Genomic DNA, 19,421 nt, shown 5'->3' on the forward strand with positions numbered 1-19,421 from the left:
TAGTGATTATAACAAAAAACGGTCGCACATGGCGACCGTCACAACTAGACGTTCAATATGGACAACGTGAATTAAGCGTGGAAATCAAGACCCGAAACTACTGCTTTGACATATTGGCTGCGAATACAGAAGTCACCGAAATGCTCGCCCTCATTCCGCTCCTTCGCATAATGGAGCAGGATCGGCTTCAGCTCATTCAGAATCTCCGTTTCGCCGATATTCTCACGATACAATTTGTTCAACCGGTTACCGGAATGTCCGCCGCCCAGGTACAAGTTGTACTTGCCCGGCGCTTTGCCAATAAACGAGATTTCCGCTAGCGCAGGGCGCGCACAGCCATTCGGACAACCTGTCATTCGAATGACGATTTCCTTGTCGCGCAGGCCTGCTTCATCCAATATTAATTCAAGCTTATCCAGCAGTGAAGGCATGTAGCGCTCCGACTCTGCCATAGCCAGACCACAAGTCGGCAATGATACGCAGGCCATTGCATTTCTCCGCAGTGCAGAGTACTCCGCCCCATCTGTTAGGCCATATGTTTCGATAAGCTGCTCAAGTTTCTTCTTCTTCTGACTCGTTACGTTGCCGATAATCAAATTCTGGTTAGGCGTAAGGCGGAAATCTCCTGTATGAATCTTGGCGATTTCACGCAGGCAGGTCATGAGCTGATAGCCATCCTCGTCCTTCACCCGGCCATTCTGAATGAACAACGTATAATGCCACTTATTGTTGCTTCCCTTCACCCAGCCGTAACGATCCCCATTATGGTCAAAATGGAACGAACGCGCTTCTTCCAGCTTCCAGCCCAGTCGTTGCTGCAGTTCTTCAATAAACCACTCCAAACCACGGTCGTCAATCGTATACTTGAACCGAGCATGCTTACGGACTGCACGGTCCCCATAATCCCGCTGGATCATGACTGTTTTCTCCGCCACATCCACCGCTTGCTCCGGTGTAATGAAGCCAATTGTACGCGCCACCTGCGGATACGTCTTCGGATCTCCGTGCGACATCCCCATACCGCCGCCCACTACGACGTTAAAGCCTAATAAGCGACCGTTTTCGTGAATCGCGATGAATCCCAAATCCTGCGAGAAGACATCGACTTCGTTAGCCGGCGGAACGGCGATCCCGATTTTGAACTTACGCGGCAGGTAGACCGGTCCGTAAATCGGTTCCTGTTCTACACCGTCACGGCTGTCCACCACTTTCTCCTCATTGAGCCAGAGCTCATGATAAGCACGTGTATGTGGATCCAAGTGACTGCTTACCTTCTGTGCCCATTCCTGTACCTGCTCATGAACTTCGGATTGGTAAGGGTTCGGGTTACACATGACATTACGATTCACGTCGCCGCATGCCGCAAGCGTGCTTAGTAATTCTTCATTTACCTCTTGAATGACGGCCTTCATATTCCACTTAATGACACCATGCAGCTGAAACGATTGCCGCGTCGTCAAACGAATGGTGCCGTTGGCATGACGCTGCGCGATCCGGTCCATCATAAGCCATTGCTCAGGCGTTACGACACCGCCGGCTGCCCGTACGCGCACCATAAACTGATACGCCGGCTCCAGCTTCTGCTTGCTCCGCTCATTGCGCACATCGCGATCATCCTGCATATAGCTGCCGTGGAACTTCATTAATCGGTTGTCATCCTCAGAGATAGAGCCTGTAATCCGCTCCTGCAGCGTTTCCTCCAAAGTCCCTCGCAGATAATCACTTCTGCGCTTTATATCTTCCACATCACTATGCGGTGCACTGTTTGATGATAGTAGGTTATTATCCGACATGTCTCTGCCTCCTTCGCTCTTTTGGCTCTCCCTAATTAATAGACGTCCCGTTGATATCGTTTATCCTGCTGCATCTTCATCAGGTACGCTTCCGCTTCTTCTTGGCTGAGGGAGCCTTCCTGCTTCAGGATCGTGACTAGTGCCGCTTGCACGTCATGCGCCATCTTCTTCTCGTCTCCGCAGATGTAGACGGCCGCCCCTTGCTCCAACCACTGATACAGCTCTTTGCTTTTCTCCAGCATCCGGTGCTGCACGTAGACTTTCTCGGCGGTATCCCGCGAGAAGGCAACGTCCATGCGCGTTAGAACGCCTTCCTTCAGCCAGCGCTGCCACTCCACTTGGTAGAGGAAATCCGATGCGAAATGCTGATCCCCATAGAACAACCACGTCTTGCCCTCTGCGCCACTTTCCTCGCGTTCACCGAGGAATGCACGGAACGGTGCGACACCTGTGCCGGGTCCGATCATAATAATTGGCGTTTCCGGATTGGATGGAAGTTTGAAGTTCGGATTTTCCTGAACAAATACCGATACCGATTGTCCCGGCTCAAGGCGCTCCGACACATAGGTCGAGCACACGCCATAGCGAACTCTTCCTGAAGCCGTGTAATGCACCTTGCGGATGGTCAAATGCACTTCATCCGGATAAGCCTTCGCGCTGCTGGCGATGGAATAAAGTCTAGCCGGGATGCGTCTTAGCAGCGATACGAAGCTGTCCGCAGGCACACCTTCCAAATCATAATCCTGTACCAGATCAAGCAGATCACGTCCTTTAAGGTACGCTTTCAGCTCTTGCTCTTGACCGGCGGCCAGAAGTTCTTCCAGTCCGGTGCCGGGCGTAAGGGCAACGATTTGTTCAAGCAGCGGTTTAGTCAGCACTGTAATTTCATAATAGCTTGTCAGAGCCTCTCTTAATGAGCGCTCCTCTGCAATCTTAGGAAGTGTAATACGTTCATCCGGTGACCAACCCATTGCAGCAATCAGCTCGTCGACGAGTCTAGGATGATTGTGCGGGCAGATGCCCAAGCTGTCGCCCGGCTCATAGTGGATACCGGAATCTTCAAGAGAGATCTCAAGGTGACGTGTCTCTCGATCCGATCCGCGTCCGTTTAAGTTTAAATTCTCAAGCACGGCAGCTTGAAAAGGATTCGATCTGGAATATTCCGAAACGGTTCCTTCCACGGCAGCAGAGGTAGCGGCCGGTGCCTGAACAGCTGCGGAAGCTTGCCCAAGGGAAGCGAGAACGCTCTCAATCCATTGGTTCGCGGCATCCTCGAAGTCAACGTCACATTCAACCCGTGGAGCCAATCTTGTACCGCCAAGCTCCTCCAGCCGCTGATCGAAGTCTCTGCCTGTTTTGCAGAAGAACTCGTATGACGTGTCGCCGAGAGCCAGTACCGAGAACGGCAGTCCGTCTAATTGAGGCGCCCGTTTGCTGTGCAGAAATTCATAGAACGAAATCGCATTATCCGGCGGATCCCCTTCTCCGTGCGTACTAACGAGGATGAAGAGATTCTGGACCTTCTTGAGCGTGTTCGCTTTAAAATCAATCATAGAAGACTGCGTTACCTGGAAGCCTTGATCCTGCAGCTTGCCGGATAATTTCTTGGCCAGCCTGTGGCTGTTCCCTGTCTGTGATCCGAAGAGCACCGTCACTTCTTTGGAGATTGCCGGTGTGCTCGCCGCCTGCACGGTTGTCGTTGCTCCCGGTGATGTCGCAGCGACTGATATTGCCGCCAGATAACCGCTCAGCCAGATTTTCTGCCCTTCTGTCAGTGTAGGCAATAATCGATTAAGCAAATCCACCTGATCTTGTTGAAAAGGACTGTTTGTTACTTGAAACATGGATCCTACACACCTCGCTCCCGCATGAGTTATTCCGTTCATTCTGGTACAATTACTTACCTTCATTCCTTTAACGTATCATGTGCGGCTGATAGTAACAAGACAGATGATTTTATAGGATTCATAAGCTTTTGCAATAAACGCATTTCAAGGCTCGCGAGGGTCTGAAAACTTTTTTCAAATTTCAGCAAAAAACGCTAATAAAAAAAATAATGCTGTCGATATATTGGGTAAAGCAACTCATATTACACTCATGGACGAGTGAATAAGCATGGCATTTATTCCGGATAAGCTCCGAATAAATGCCCGCCTATTTACTCGTCCTTTTGCTGTCTGATCATGTTTTCCGGGACTTCACTAGGTTGTAAAGCAGAACATCATAAGACTTATGGATGAGCAAATAAGTCGATTGTCATTCTTCAGGATGAAGATGGGCAACGACGTATTTGCTCATCTTTTTTTCTACTAACTTCTAAGGAGAGAAGTGCATGCTCGTACTAGGGAGAAAACCAGGGGAATACATCATGATCGACAATACCATTATGGTGAAGGTTGTAAAGAGCGATGAGGGGCACTTGCGGTTAGCCATTGACGCACCTAAACATATTTCAATCGTTCGCGGAGAACTGGTTGAAGAGCAACAAGCGAAACAACAGCAACAATAAATCAGATGCATGACCTTCCACTTAAGGACGAGTGGTTCAAATCAGGGAGGATAGGGAAGAGGCTCACAATTCATTGGCTGGATCAGCGCGCGACCCAGCAGCGAATTGGAGGCACGTCTTTATTGTCTCACAAGGATGCAAATGGATGGCATCCTCAACACAACCACATGGAGGTAATGAACAATGAGAATTAATCACAATCTTGCGGCACTTAACACTTCCCGTCAATTGGGAGCTAACGGTGCGAACTCGTCCAAAAACCTGGAGAAGCTTTCGTCCGGCCTACGTATCAACCGTGCTGGCGATGACGCAGCTGGTCTTGCGATCTCCGAGAAAATGCGTGGTCAAATCCGTGGTTTGGATCAAGCTACTCGTAATGCTCAAGATGGTATCTCCTTGATTCAAACAGCTGAAGGCGCGCTAAGCGAGACGCATGCAATCCTTCAGCGTATGCGTGAATTGGCAACGCAATCTGCCAATGATACGAACTCGACAACAGATCGTGACGCGATCCAAGAAGAAGTTAACCAACTTTCTTCCGAGATCAACCGTATCGGTAACACTACAGAGTTCAATACAAGAAAAATCTTAAACGGTGATGTTGCGATTACCGGCGATGGCAGAAAACTTACCGGTGGAGCTACAACTACACTGGGAACAGGTATTACTGCAATCACAGTTGATCCTAAATCGACCGCTCCTACAGGTACATTCGATATCGCGGTTACTTCCGACACAGTAGCGCAAATCGAAACCACCATTCTCTCCAATGTTACTGATGCATCCGTTACAGCTGGCGACACAGTTGATCTGGCAGGCGGCGCATACAAAATTGCGATCACTGCAGAGAGCACGAAGCAGCTCGACGGTACAGCTACAGATACTGGAGCAATTCTTAACACAGCTAGCGGCAACACAGCAATCACACTAGAGAGCAACTCCTCGTTGAATGATGTGAACCATACACTTACAGTTGCTAAGAGCCAAATCTACTCCTCTATCGGAAGCGGATTGGATATTAAATCAGGTACGGCTAATGCTACGGATTCCGGTACGTACACAATCGAAACATCGAGAACAATCGATGCTACTAAAGTTACGGATAACGGTGCTGGTACGCTTAAATCCGCAGGCGTAATCTCCAACTTCACAATGGCTTCCAATGCAACTTCCGCTCAAGCAGCGCTTATTAACAATGGTACTGCTAATACGTTGACTGTAGCCGTAGTCGATGGTGGTGACACTACTGCAGATATTACATTCACGTTCAGCGACGGTACTAACACTAGCACAGTTTCGATTTCCGGAGCGGCTGGCGACGGCGCAAAAACAATTCAAGTTGCCGGCGTTCAATTTGATGTCGATGTTGATGCTATTATTGGTGGTTTGAACCTTACTGATGCTGTCAATGATAACGGTACTTATAACGGTCAAGTCATTGGCCTTGCATCCGGCGCTGCACTAGATCAAGTCAAAGTTACTCAAGGCGCTAACACCGCAACAGCAACAATCGCTTCCAACACGACAGGCGATCTTACATTTGATCTTGATGGCGGCGGTACAGACCTTACGCTTACTTCGACAGGTGCTTCCTTCGTATCGGGTAACACATTGTCCACTACAGTTCAAAGCCAATACACCGTTAGCCTGAAAGAAACGGTTTCCGGCACCCAAATTGGTACAAGCTCTGTTGTTAACGAGCTTCAACTTGCTAGCTCGCCAAATGCACTGACAAACCTTTCCTTCGGTGGATCGGGTGCGCTGATTGACCTCAGCACTACTGCTCTTCAAGGCAAAGCTTCCGGCGCAAGCTACAATGTAACTTTCGATGTTGAAACAGCATCGGGCTACACAGCTGAGCTTCAAAAAGCCGATGGTACTGCAGTAGATGGCGCGAAATACTCCCTGAGTGCTTCAGCAGCTAACAACACGGTTATTGACCTGGGCCGCGATGTTAAGCTTGAGTACGATGGCGCTGATCTTTCCGGCAACGGCAGCATCTTCTTCGGTGTTAATGCCAATGTTACTGAATATACATTCGCATTGACTAACGATGGCGGTACAACAACTTACGATACTCAAAAAGGTAAAGCCGGCGATACAATTGAGTTCGATAACGGTGTTACACTGACTACGAATGCTGCTACATTGACGAACTCCACGAACACAACATTCAAGCTTGAGGATGATGTAGTGGACAACTCGTTGTCCATGCAAATCGGTTCGAACAGCGGTCAAACATTGGCTGTTGAAATTGCCGACATGCGTTCCAAAGCGCTGAAAGTAACAGGAACTGCTGCTAACTCCTCGATTACAGCGTCTAACGGTAAAGTAGCTGCATTCACAGCTAAAGCTTCCGTTACAAACGAGTCGAGCACTGAGTACTCGCTTGATCTGAGCACAGCTTCCAAAGCTTCCGCAGCGATTTCCGTTCTTGACGATGCAATCAGCGCTGTATCCACAGCACGTTCGAAACTGGGTGCTTACCAAAACAGACTTGAGCACACAATTAACAACCTGGGTACTTCTTCTGAGAACCTGACGGCTGCTGAATCCCGTATCCGCGATGTAGATATGGCGAAAGAAATGATGGAGTTCACGAAGAACAACATCCTTTCCCAAGCTGCTCAAGCGATGCTGGCACAAGCTAACCAACAACCACAAGGCGTACTTCAATTGCTTCGTTAATCTTCAACTTAAAGAAGGGAACTCTAGCGCAGCTAGAGCTCCCTTCTTTCTTTGTTTTATCGTCCTCTATAACTTTGGTTATATCGCTTTTTCCCTAAACATTTGGCCGCTATAACTTTCGTCAGATCACATAAAGGCCGGCACAGTTTATGATCATCGTATAACCTAATTCATCTACATAAAGGGGCGAGTTCATGCTGGTCGTCGGAAGAAAACCCGGACAATCCATTGTCATCAATGAAAATATTATAGTTTCTGTTATTAAGAGTGATGATGGATTATTGCGCTTAACGATTGAGGCTCCCAAAGAAATTCCGATTATTCGTGGAGAGTTACTTGAGCAGCAATAAGTACGATTAGAAGGATTACGGCATTAGCCCAATAGCTGCAGCTCCCTCGCTTTGGAGATGGCCTGTACTCTCCGATTAACCTGCAGCTTACCATATATATTGAAGGCATGGATTTTAACTGTGCCCTCTGTAATCTCCAGCCGTGAGGCAATCTCTTTGTTGGATAAGCCATCTGCCATGAGGCGAAGAACATCCAGCTCACGATTCGAAAGCGACTCAATCAGAGAAGCTGCCAGTTTTACGTCAACTTCTTTGACTGCTACACCGCCGGTAGGCTCTCGTAATTGCCAGAGTTGCATGTATGCCATCTGCGAGAACGCCATTTCCAATATTTCAAAACGTTCCATATTAAAAACATCCGCAACTAGATTGTTTTCCAGGTACAGGATGCCCTCTCGATGATCCGGATATCGAATGGGCATACACAAGATGGATTTCGGTCGTTTCCGATCGATATAGGGATCTGTTGCGAATATGCCTTGGCACGCATCTGCAAGTACGATGGATTCCTTCGTTCTCATGACATATTGCACCACTGCAGCAGAATAGGAGGCTGAAGGTTCTATGCATCGGTCATCACAGCGGTTCATGTCGTTCTCTGCAACGATATCCAATTTACCGGGACTGCCTAATAAGATGACGCCCTTCTCAGCACCTGCATTCTGAATGGCCAGCTGAAGGAAACCCTCCAGCAATTTCGTCTCTGCCGTACCTTTAGCCACAATTTTTGAAGCCTGTCGAATCGTATCCATATCCAGCACCTTATCCAAGCCTTGGGCGAGCTTTCGATCCGGCTCCGTTCTTCCGAGCTCGGCTTTGCGTTCGCAATCTTCGAGTTCCTCTTCTTCGAAGAAAGAGAACGACTTAAGCGCCGCATATTGTTCTTGCATGGAGGCAACCTTACCTCTGGCCCCCCACCTGCAATACGCTTTGCATGCATTTCGAAGGTAGGTTTCTGCGGCATGAGGATGATTCAACGAGAGTTGAAATTGGCCGGCCAATTCAAGCGCGACCGCTTCATCCTGCGGACATCCGGTTACATGAGCCAGCTCAATGGCTTGGTCGTACAGCTTTGCCGCCACCCGATTCTTTCCGCTTAACCGAGCGGACTCGGCAAGCATCATCCAGTACTTGCTTAATGTGCTTTCCGGAACGATCCTTGTCCACTTTTTCATCTGAGCCAGTAATTGATTTAGACGTCTATGATAGCTGCGTTTAGCAGGACCCGAGGCACTGGGATAGAGAGCAGCTATCGTCAACGCATGGTAGAAGCAGTGCCTTTGATCGAACGACAACGTCTTGCTTCCCTCATATTCCCTCGTTCCTTCGGCAGCTGCCAGAGCTTCTGCATAATAGCCATACAGGTAATACACTTCAAGCTTGCATGTAGCGTTATAAACCATATAAGACTTGTAGGAGTTATTCATTACTTTTTCCTGTAATAGCCGGCTATCATCGAAATACTCAAAATGAACCTTCATATTTGCCGCATCTGTCGCAGATTGCAAGAGGTGTACATATTGCTTCGTTAAATCAATCACCCGCAGGGACATCACATCAAGCATTCGAATCGCCGTTTGCTCATATTGGGTACACATTCGACTCAAACGACACAAATTACCGGTATCCGTAATAATTCTCGAAGACAAAGAGTAACCCGCGTAATTCAGATCGCCTACCTCCAAGCTTAATTGGGCCGCATGTTCAAAGTGACGATCCGATAATTGAGGTCGCAGGAATTGTAGAATCATCCCCACCATGAAATGAATTTTCCCTCTTAAGACGGCACTGTCCATTTTCTCCGAATAGCTGAGTGCAATTTCAACTAAACGCAAGGAGGCTTTATAGCTTCTCAAACCAAAGCATAATGTAATCGCATAAGAGCCGAGCGCTATTGCAAGCGCCTCAGAGTTCTTCTGATGCAACGCCATTCTTACATACCTGGCGAACAAAATAACAGCTAATTGTTCATTTGCAATAAACAGGATTGGCGATGAAGCCATTACGATATCCGCTAATGCTTTGTGCAAAGGATCTCTGCTCTTCGACAGCTGTTTGATGTTGTCCCCTTCTCTTGCCAGACATAGCTGAGTGAGCGCAATTTCGGAAATAATCGCTAGCTTCGAGGCTTTGGATGGTACTACTAACCCAAACTCCGCCATGGACCTAAACGCAATTTCGGCCGATTTTCCTTCTCGCTTCAGGAAAGCGTACATCGTAATTTGGATAATATAGATTTTGGCCCGATCCGCCAAATTCACGACGTGCAAGAGGAGCTGGTCCAGCGTGCACTCGGCCTGGTCGAAATAACCGCAGAAATACTGACACTCTGAGCTCTCAAGCAACAAATGGGAATAGAGGTCAAAGTGTGTAGACCAGCCCTTGCTTCCAATCAATTGAACGCCTTTCTCCAGCAGCTCCAACGCCTGATCATACGCCGCAGAGGCTTTGGCTTTCTTGCCTGCTTGTAAATTCAGACTGGCCAATTGCTCAATCTCGGTTGGTTCCGTTATGAGCTCGCTACCCCAATTCAGATGATGCACAATCTCGAAGAGATGATCATCCATCGTGATCGATTCCGATTGATAATAACAAAGCATGAAACGGCCGATTCTCAAATGAACCTGCTTCTTATCCTCTTCCTGCATCAGTTCATAGGCTGCACTTCGCAGCTGATCATGCAAGAAGATATACCGATCCCCTTCACTCCACACGAAACCCTCATCCAATGCAGCCTGCAAACCATGTTCAGTCTCTTCAACCTCTTGCTCGCATAACATGGATAATCGATTGATGTCGAAAGCGTTTCCTATACAGCTTGCCAAATGCAGCAATTGACGGGTTTCTGACGGGAGCGCGTTGAACCTGCTCATAATCAGACTAATGACATCTTTGTAGCCTTCCATTTCTTTAATCAGCCCGATATCCCAATTCCAACAGCCTTGTTCTGCGTCGAAATACAGCAGCTTGTCTTCATAACAACTATGTAGCATTTGTTTTAAATAAAAGGGATTGCCTCCTGTTTTCTGATACAGCGCTTCCGCCAGCGATTTAATTCGATCCGGCTTCGCATGCAGTACATCCGAAACGTAGTCGATGACACTGGAATATCCGAGTGATTTCAGATTCATACATTGAATGGAGGGGTCCTTCTTAGAAGAATGACCAAATAGTATTTCCAAAAACGGATGTCCTTCATGAATCTCATTATTACGATAAGTACCAATAATAAGCAGATATTTATTAGTCGGGTCGTTCAATAAAACGCGAAGTAAATGAAGTGAAGCAGCATCCGCCCATTGCAAGTTATCCAGCCAGATGACAAGCGGGTGATGTTGATCTGCGAAAAGTTGAATAAAGTTGCAAAATAACGTTTGAAAGCGAATCGTTGATTCGGCCGGCGGCAATTCTTGCGCGGGGGGTTGTTCACCAATAATGAGGGCTAGCTCGGAAATAACTTCAATGAGTACACTTCCGCTCTGGCCTAAAGCAGAGATAATCTTCGTCTTCCATGATGTAAAGCGTTCTTCACTTTCCGCTATAATCTGCCCAATGAGATCACGAAAGGCGATAATAAGGGATGAATAGGGGAGCGAGTGATTGAGCTGATCGAACTTACCGGAGATGAAGTACCCCTTCTTGGGCATACCGGGCAGCGTATGAATGGCTTTCACTAACGATGTTTTGCCGCTTCCTGCATGACCGCCAATTAAGAGAAACTCCATAGCACCCGCGGAGACACGCTCATAGGATTGAAGCAATCTCTGCAATTCATCTTCTCGGCCATATAACCGGGTCGGTAATTGAAATCGACTTATTGCATCTGTTTCTCCTAAAGTAAATGGTGTAATGCTGCCTTTCTCCCTATACTGATTCGCGCATCTCTGCAAATCAAAACGGAGACCGTAGACGCTATAATAGCGATCATCTGCTGCCTTGGACAATAGCTTCATTACGAGATTGCTCAGCATGCGCGGCACTTCGAACTTCACAGACTGTGGGGGAATCGGCAGCAGAGCAATATGGGCATGGATCCACTCATTCACTGATTTCGCCTTAAACGGGGTTTCTTCGACCAGCAGTTCGTAGAATAGGATGCCTAATGTATACAAATTGCTGCGTTCATCGAGCTTCCGCTTCATGCGCCCCGTATGCTCCGGCGAGATGTAAGCAAATGTACGATTGAACTCTTCCTGCTCTCTATGAATTCCCTGCTTATTGGTCTGATGGGATTCGGACGAGCTGACAAACCTCAGTATCGGTCGCTCACCTTGAAATCGAATGAATATATGGTCGGGGCTTAGAGGATCATGAATAATTCCGTTGCGATGATGCTGACTAATCAACTCTACTAATTCCATCGCAATAGAGAAAAAAGAAGAAAGTGGAATGGGCCCTAATCTCATTAACGTTCGTAAAGTCGTCTCTTTTTTATCGACATTCAACGCTATACCCCCCCATTCAGTAAGAAACAATCTATGATAGTAAGCCATAGCAATTTATTAATGCCTATTTGAATAGGACTATAATACTATTAAACTAGTTCTTTATTCTGAAATTTACACTTATTTTGTCGAAATAACAATCATTTTCTCCATTTTTCTGTAAAAACAGCCAAAAGGCCATCCTCGTGAAGGATGGCCTGCTCTATATAGGCTTATTTGGTTCTTCCATACTTCCTGCCATAGCGGGTAACCGTGCGGTAAAACCGCTTGTCGGCAAGCGACTTTAACGCGCTAAAGCCCGGCCTCGTGTTGACCTCCAAAATCCATAGCCGTCCTTTGCGATCAAGAGCCACGTCAAGGCCGAGTTCCTTGAACCGGGTACTGTGACGATCGAAGCAGCGCGCCGTTTGCATGCCCAGTGTCTTCAGCCTCTGCTTACATCGCGTAACTTGAGCTTGGCTGTACCCCGAGCGTCGCAGTGTCGGCTCAACCTGAGCAAGTTTGCCGCCTTGATGGTAGTTCGTGACTACCTTGTTCTTCTTGCCAAGCTTGGCGAACATAACGGTTGGCACCCATTTGCTGCCGTCCTTCTGTACCATCATCCGCAGGTCGAATGGTCTGCCGCGAGAAGCTTTTAAATAAATGCCTTTCTGGAGCAGGTAGCTTCTGCCGCGGGCTATTCTGTTTAGTCGGCGATAAAGCGAGCTTGCGGAAGAAATTTGGGTGGTTCTTGTGTCTTTCTTCACCTGAAATTTCCGAGCAGATAGCCGAACAATACGTGCAATGCCGCTGCCACCCGTCCCGGTTGTTGGTTTGAAATACACGGTCTTATATCGCCCAACCATCGCAAGAAGTGATGAGCGGGTAAAGCGTTTCGTTTCGGGAACGAATCGTCTTAATGTACGGTCTGCCAGCAACCACTTCGTCTTCGTCCACTTGCTCTTGATTGATATGCTGCTTCCGCCTTTTCTAGGCACACCCCATCATCTCCTTAACATCACTCGGGATAGATTACTACCTATCCTCGAGAAACGTCACGGCGGATACCCTAGTCATTCGATATCGGAACCTTTTTTGTCATATTTGAACCAAGCCTATCCCATCTCGACAACCGGCTCCTGAAGTGTAGAAGCTACAACAGCAACAGCAGATTCGACTTTATGATTCCTGAATCTTTGAAGTTTACACAGAAAGTCTCGTCCTTCTCAGACATTGATCGAACAAGGTAGAATATTGTCGATTTTTGCTGATATTCACACAAAAGTAATTATTAAGTGGAACATAGAATGGCCCATTTCACGAGGCTTTAAACCGACCTCTGTTGGTGCACCCGGTGCGAGGGTAGAACCATGGTCCATTATGACGACCGTATCTGAGAGAGAAGGCGCGTCTTCAAGCCAATGCTCCGACAGGATAATGGTGACACCAAGCTCGCGGTTGATTGTGGCGATGGAAGCCGGATTCCGCGCCAGCACTGGGTTCAAGCCGGCTTGTAGGCTCATCCCAAATGAGGGCCTAAGGCTGTATGTTCATATGGGAAGCCAAGTTAAGCGACTTGCTGCCGCCTGTCTAAAAGAGGGAGAGGCGTCTCTTGAGTCTCTTGAGTCCCTTGAAGCGACCGTCTTATTCTTCTGCCTTCAGAGCATGCAGGAGCGCTAGTGCATCCTCATGCTGAGGCTCGAGAACGAGCGCTTCGCGCAAGTATGACATCGCGGCTTCCTTATCCCCCTGCTCATAGCTGCATATTGCCAGACAGAATAAGACTGTCGGGTCAGACTCCTCTTCGTCCGTTTCAACCGATAGGCTAAGGAACTCCTTCGCATCCTCGTAGAACTCCATCTCGAACAGCAACAGCCCGGCATCGAGCGCCAAATCATAACGCTGCATCGCATAGAACGATGACCACATGATACGGATGCCATGTTGAATATCCATCAATTCTTCTTCGCCTGCTTCAGGCAGCAGCGCCGAGATGCGTTTCGTGCTCTGGATAAAGAACTCCGCGTCATACCCGCCCAGCCGCCAGAAGGACAAAATTTGCTGCAGCCCCATCGTGCCTGAATGCTGGTCGACCCACTCTTTCAAACTGAAGAACTCGTCCGGCCCGAACCGGTCGACAAACCGCCGAAAGGCCAGCCTGGTGTTGGCATAACGCATCGGCGATTCCAGCATGAGAATACAGCCGACATTAATCGCATTATAATGATGCTCTTTCGTAAAGAGCGACAGTGCGCCTCGCTGCTCCAGCACATGTTGAATCGCATGATAATTAGCCGTTAACGAGAAGCTGCCGTGATGAAAGAACTCCGGCGGATCCGCAAGGTCCCAGTGCTCCAGCCGATGATCGCCTTTATCCGCCGTGATCAGCAGAAACCCTGCCTGTGACAGGCGTCGAAGCCGATCCAAGCAGGTCAACCCGGCTGCCGGAAACAGGATATAAGAATCATCAAGCTCTGTCACATACATCTCGATCAAGTCGCGATAGGGGTAGGTTTCGTCTTTGTACTCAGGCGCCAGGCGGTTTACGTAATTCAGCTTCATATGTTTGATGGTTTCTGACGTCGTAAGCTCCTTGAGATTGTCCGGGAACTCAACACTGATATCACACTCATAGACCTCGCCATCACTGACATAAATCAGCTCTTGCGGGATCACATCAAAGAAATAATTCGCGACGATCAGCAGCGGCTGCTTCAAATCACCCGGACGTATCGTAGTTTGCGCTACGGCCAGATGCACCTCTGTATCCTGTACCGCATCAAACCTCGCAAAGTCCAGCAGCCCCTCCTGAATAAAAGGCTGCATAGCGGGATGCTGCTGCCAAGCCAATACGTTCTTGGCTGCCAGGTCCGTCATTACATACCGGAAAGGCGGCAGGTCTATACCGGCATAATCGCGCAGCTCGCACAGTTTATGCAGGGTGTGAAAGGCAAGGCGCCCTGCGCCAGCACCTAATTCTATAATCGTAACCGGCTCCGTAAGATCTCCCGTTCCGGCACGATCTTGAAGAAATCCGAAAATCATCTCCGCATAAGAGGTAGCCATCATCGGATTACTCGATATATATTGGGGGACTTGGTCATTCTTCCAAGCCTTCATGCCTTCTTCTTCATAATAGTTCCGCTGCAGCTCCCAAATCGGCGCTTCGCTGAAACGAAACTGCTGTTTATTATTTTCTGCCATTACGTGTAAACCTGCTTTCTGTGTCACCGCTCGTGAAGGATTATGGGCAAAGGGATATCTTAATATGTAGCACTACTTTACGAAAATAGCAAAAGGGACGCCACATTGGCGTCCTTTCACTGTAATTATAATGACGGCGAATGCCGACTCACTAGGCGTGCAGCTTCTCATCCTTAGGCAGGAATATCGCGAGTATGCCAAGCAGCGGCAAGTACGCGCAGAGCTTCATCATATATTCAATACTGGTCTCATCGGCAATCCAGCCAAGTACAGCCGAACCCAATCCGCCGATACCAAATGCCAACCCGAAGAATAAGCCTGACACGAGGCCCACTTTGCCCGGCATCAGCTCCTGCGCAAACACGACAATGATGGAGAACGCTGAAGACAGCACGAACCCCGCACAGATACACATCACGCATGTCCAAAATAAGTCGCAATACGGCAGCAGCAGAGAAAACGGTGCCGTTCCGAGAATCGAGAACCAAATGATATTTTTGCGCCCGTAGCGGTCGGCGAGCGGTCCGCCGAAGAAGGTTCCTGCCGCGGCTGCCGCCAGAAACGCAAACAGAAATAGCTGCGCATGCTGCACGGAAACGCCAAACGAATCCATGAGATAGAAACTATAATAGCTGCTTAAGCTGGACATATAAATATGCTTGGATACCACCAGGAAAACAAGGATAACAATCGCCCACGTAATTTGTTTAGACGATAATCCGCTTCTCGAAGCCGAAGCGGCAGCATCTTTCTTCACACTTGATGCCGCTTTCTTCTGTGCTCCCGTAGGACGCAGCTGCAGTCCATAATCCCGATACCAGCGTGCGACATAGCTTTGAATCAGAATCGCTACAATTGCAGCAATGGAGAACCAGAGAACGCTGATTTGTCCGAGCGGCACGAAAATCGCAGCACTCATAACCGGTCCAAGCGCGCCGCCAATATTGCCGCCTACTTGGAAGATCGATTGCGCCAGCCCTCTTTGCCCGCCTGCGGCCAAATAGGCTACTCGCGAGGATTCGGGATGAAAGATCGCCGATCCGATGCCGATCATCATAACAGCGAGCACGATATACGCGTACTCCGGCGCTAACGCGAGCGCAACAACGCCGACCAGCGTAAAGCACACCCCAATTGGCAAAATATAAGGCCGCGGGCGCTTGTCCGCGTACATGCCGACCATCGGCTGGATAACCGCCGCCGTAATGTTCATTGCGAAGGCGATAAACCCGATCTGTTTATAGCTTAAATGCAGCGAGTCGCGCAAGATCGGAAACAGCGCCGTTACGGTGGATTGCATCGTGTCGTTCAGCAAGTGAACGATACTGATCGCGAATATAATCGGAAAAACGGTAGCGCCCACCGGAATCGATTTCGTTAATGCTTTTGCCACGCTGAGGTCCCTCCCCTAATCAAGTTCAAACATCCTTACCGCTTATAGTAAATGCATCTTCGCTTCTGCCTCATCCCAAACGACCGTATACCCATGGCCCTTGGCGCAAAATATCGACGATGAGCTGTACAGCGGGTCCGCATCCTTCCGGTAATTCTTCCGCTCAATCACCGCTTGTTCATTATGACAACGATCATAACCGCCGAAGGCGAAGTGCGCAATCCCTCTGCCATGGGTAAAAGAAGCCAGCTCCGTGCTGTAATCCATGAAAGTAGCGACAGGCACTTTACCCGTAATGACTGCGTGCGCAGCCGTCGTTATCGGCGGTTCGAATACGCCGGAGGCCCGCTGAATATCGGATAACACGCGGCCCATATCGTCGATTTCCACTTTGATCTTATACTCGTAATACGGCTCAAGCAGCATGTTCTCGGCTTTCTCCAAGCCTTGTCTGAGTGCCCGGAACGTCGCCTCGCGAAAATCACCGCCATGCGTATGTTCATTATGGCCGGCGCCCGTGAGCAGCGTCACCACAATATCGGTGAGCGGCATGCCCGTTAACAGCCCATGATGGTCGCGTTCGTAGAGATGCGTCTTGATGAGATTTTGATTGCCGATGCTTAGATCATTCGCATGACATTCATTCCTGAACGTGAGTCCGCTGCCACGCTCCCCCGGCTCCAGGCGCAGATGCACCTCGGCGTAATGCTTAAGCGGCTCGAAGTGACCGTATCCGTTCACGGTCGACGCGATGGTTTCTTTATACAGAATCTCAGGGCTGCCGAAGGAAACCGCGAACTGGAATCGTTCCCTTACAAGCTGCTCCAGCACCTCAAGCTGGATGAGGCCCATCACGTGAATATGGATTTCCTGCAAGCTTTCCTCCCAGATGACATTCAAGGACGGATCCTCGGCATCCAGCAGCCGAAAGGCTTTGAGCACATCCTTCACATGCAGTGACGCCGCGAAAATCACCTTCGCCGTAAGCGTCGGTACCATATCGTAGGCAAGTTTATCCGAATAGCTTCCCAACCCATGCCCTGCCTCAGCGCTTGACAGTCCGGTCACCGCAACCAAATCACCTGCCGAAACCTGATCGACCGCTTGCGATTTGCTCCCGTTAATAATGAGGAGCCGTGTCACTTTCTCACAAACCGGATCATCCCCGCTCCCATAACACAGTTCATCGCGCACCTTCAGCGTGCCGCTCAAGACCTTGATATAGGTCAATCGTACGCCGTTATGGTCATGACGAATTTTGTAGACGCGCCCTCCGAAAGGGGCTTGATCGTCATAATCTACGGTCGTCAGCTGATGCAGTTGATCCATAAATTCGATCACGCCTATATCCTGTAAAGCCGAACCGCTTGCACAAGGGAAAAGCCGATGGCCGCGAATCTGATCCCGGAGCGTTCGCAGCCAGAACGCATTGTCTTGCGTGCCTGCCAGAAACATGTCTAGCAGCGTTTCGTCTTGCTCCGCCATGCGCTCCAGCAGCGCTTCTCCAGCTTGGCCGTCGGCTGCGAAATGTCCTGTTATCCAACACGTATCTGTTGTCAGATGCGCGCGGATCTCCTCGAAGACGCGATCAACATCTGCGCCGACCCGATCGGTTTTGTTAATAAACAAGAACGTCGGAATGCGATGCTTATGAAGCAGCTGCCATACCGTTTCGGTATGCCCCTGAATGCCTTCAACCGCGCTGATGACGAGTATTGCCGCATCCATCACCTGAACCGCCCGCTCCATCTCCGGCGAGAAATCGACATGCCCCGGCGTATCGATTAAGTAATAGGTGGTTCCCTTATAGGTCATGACGGCTTGGTCTGCGAACACCGTAATGCCTCTTGCCCGTTCGATCTCATGGCTGTCGAGATAGGCATCCTTATGATCCACTCTGCCGCGCTCCCGAATGCTATGCGTATGGTACAGCAGCTGCTCAGCCAATGTGGTTTTGCCTGCATCCACGTGAGCAAACATGCCAATCGTTTTGCGTTTCATCGTAATTATCACCTCACACCTGCCCATTATCATATCACACCACGCAGGGCGGCGAACCGAATTACGTCCTCCAAAGTGGTGCTCTTTCCTTCATAATCATTAATACTACAGATAAAAAGTATAATTAACTAGAATCCGGCACATAATTGTTGTACGTATCGTACGATATGTACTACAATGGAGGTGAAGTGAGGTGAGAATGATGGAGACAATTGCATCATCAAAAGTAAGAGATAACTGGGCGACTACCTTTGACGAAGCTTTTTATAATGGTCCAAAGTTAATCGAGAAAAACGATCGAATTAATCTTTTATTTAGTTCACCAATGATTAAGGAACTGCTTAAAATCAATTTTAAACTTATTATTTTCCTGGAAGAAGAAGACGGTATGTACGCGGTTCATTTATCAGGAATTAAAGGGACTTATGGACATGGGGAATCAGTCGGAGAGGCTGTCGATAATTTAGTCGACCATCTTACGTACCTGGTGGGAGATATGTATAGCGAGTTTAACCGTTATGTGAAAGAACGCCACAATGATATCTTTTACCTTTTACAAATTTCGCTAATGGATAAAAAAGAATTGTTCGAACTCCCCGTATATAAATACATTGAATCAAATTATTCCCCTCACGATATTGAAGAGAATGAAGTGGAAGAGTGGATTAAAAACGGTGGCCTGAAGGAAGCACCTACGTATCGAACTGTTCAAGATGCGATGGCTGCATTGGATCGCATCAATGATCAATAATGAGATACGGAGCTAAATATTCGGAGCTATATGAAAAAAACTTTGCTAAACTTCATTTAAACGAACAGAATGCTGTAAAAAGCGCTGTTAACATGATGCTAGAAACCGCTCCAAAATTCACAGTTGGACTTGGAATTGATAAAATAGAATCTGCAAAACACATTAAACCCACAGTGTGGGAAGCAAGAGCAAATAAAGAGCTGCGTATAAGTTGGCAGTATCAACGGGAACAAGACTATCGTTTCATTTTATTTCGAAATGTCGGACATCACGACGATGTGCTTAAAAAGCCCTAACATAATTGCTAG

13 protein-coding genes are annotated in these 19,421 nt (G+C 48.4%); 5 read left to right on the forward strand and 8 right to left on the reverse strand.

Annotated elements, in window-relative coordinates; translation table 11 throughout:
- Positions 1-71: 71 nt before the first annotated feature.
- Together cysI and AC0YNS_RS22615 are read right to left on the reverse strand one after the other, a co-directional pair.
- Positions 72-1,793, reverse strand: a complete 1,722-nt coding sequence (cysI, locus tag AC0YNS_RS22610) for an assimilatory sulfite reductase (NADPH) hemoprotein subunit (protein WP_475783212.1) — start codon at positions 1,791-1,793, stop codon at positions 72-74.
- Between the two features lie 35 nt (positions 1,794-1,828).
- Complete coding sequence (locus AC0YNS_RS22615) at positions 1,829-3,637, reverse strand: assimilatory sulfite reductase (NADPH) flavoprotein subunit (RefSeq protein ID WP_475783213.1); 1,809 nt, start codon at positions 3,635-3,637, stop codon at positions 1,829-1,831.
- Between the two features lie 488 nt (positions 3,638-4,125).
- Here AC0YNS_RS22615 and AC0YNS_RS22620 point away from each other — a divergent pair, with 488 nt between their 5' ends.
- The 3 genes from AC0YNS_RS22620 to AC0YNS_RS22630 all read left to right on the forward strand — a co-directional run bounded on the left by AC0YNS_RS22620 (position 4,126) and on the right by AC0YNS_RS22630 (position 7,340).
- On the forward strand, positions 4,126-4,302 hold the full coding sequence (locus AC0YNS_RS22620) for a carbon storage regulator (protein ID WP_475783214.1): 177 nt from the start codon (positions 4,126-4,128) through the stop codon (positions 4,300-4,302).
- A 183-nt stretch (positions 4,303-4,485) separates the two neighbouring features.
- A complete protein-coding gene (locus AC0YNS_RS22625; RefSeq protein WP_475783215.1) occupies positions 4,486-6,990 on the forward strand; it encodes a flagellin N-terminal helical domain-containing protein in 2,505 nt (834 codons plus the stop codon).
- A 194-nt stretch (positions 6,991-7,184) separates the two neighbouring features.
- The gene (locus AC0YNS_RS22630; RefSeq protein WP_475783216.1) at positions 7,185-7,340 is read left to right on the forward strand and encodes a carbon storage regulator; all 156 of its coding nucleotides are present in this window, start codon (positions 7,185-7,187) and stop codon (positions 7,338-7,340) included.
- Between the two features lie 23 nt (positions 7,341-7,363).
- On the opposite strand, the gene AC0YNS_RS22635 is transcribed toward AC0YNS_RS22630, so the two are convergent.
- The 6 genes from AC0YNS_RS22635 to AC0YNS_RS22660 form a co-directional block, all read right to left on the reverse strand.
- A complete protein-coding gene (locus tag AC0YNS_RS22635) occupies positions 7,364-11,785 on the reverse strand; it encodes an AAA family ATPase (RefSeq protein WP_475783217.1) in 4,422 nt (1,473 codons plus the stop codon).
- A 212-nt stretch (positions 11,786-11,997) separates the two neighbouring features.
- Positions 11,998-12,762 carry a YheC/YheD family protein gene (locus AC0YNS_RS22640; protein WP_475783218.1) on the reverse strand — a complete coding sequence of 255 codons (765 nt, stop codon included), beginning with the start codon at positions 12,760-12,762 and terminating at the stop codon, positions 11,998-12,000.
- A 276-nt stretch (positions 12,763-13,038) separates the two neighbouring features.
- A complete protein-coding gene (locus AC0YNS_RS22645) occupies positions 13,039-13,269 on the reverse strand; it encodes a hypothetical protein (protein WP_475783219.1) in 231 nt (76 codons plus the stop codon).
- A gap of 139 nt (positions 13,270-13,408) precedes the next feature.
- On the reverse strand, positions 13,409-14,968 hold the full coding sequence (locus AC0YNS_RS22650) for a tetratricopeptide repeat protein (protein ID WP_475783220.1): 1,560 nt from the start codon (positions 14,966-14,968) through the stop codon (positions 13,409-13,411).
- Between the two features lie 151 nt (positions 14,969-15,119).
- The gene (locus tag AC0YNS_RS22655; RefSeq protein ID WP_475783221.1) at positions 15,120-16,361 is read right to left on the reverse strand and encodes an MFS transporter; all 1,242 of its coding nucleotides are present in this window, start codon (positions 16,359-16,361) and stop codon (positions 15,120-15,122) included.
- Between the two features lie 42 nt (positions 16,362-16,403).
- Positions 16,404-18,362, reverse strand: a complete 1,959-nt coding sequence (locus tag AC0YNS_RS22660) for a GTP-binding protein (protein WP_475783222.1) — start codon at positions 18,360-18,362, stop codon at positions 16,404-16,406.
- A 199-nt stretch (positions 18,363-18,561) separates the two neighbouring features.
- On the opposite strand from AC0YNS_RS22660, the gene AC0YNS_RS22665 reads away from it, so the two are divergent.
- Both AC0YNS_RS22665 and AC0YNS_RS22670 read left to right on the forward strand, forming a co-directional pair.
- Positions 18,562-19,113, forward strand: coding sequence for a hypothetical protein (locus AC0YNS_RS22665; protein WP_475783330.1), 552 nt, complete (start codon positions 18,562-18,564; stop codon positions 19,111-19,113).
- Positions 19,113-19,409 carry a hypothetical protein gene (locus AC0YNS_RS22670; RefSeq protein WP_475783223.1) on the forward strand — a complete coding sequence of 99 codons (297 nt, stop codon included), beginning with the start codon at positions 19,113-19,115 and terminating at the stop codon, positions 19,407-19,409. Before AC0YNS_RS22665 ends, AC0YNS_RS22670 begins: the two co-directional genes overlap by 1 nt.
- Positions 19,410-19,421 lie beyond the last annotated feature (12 nt).

The organism is Paenibacillus sp. J22FR21, from assembly GCF_056269135.1.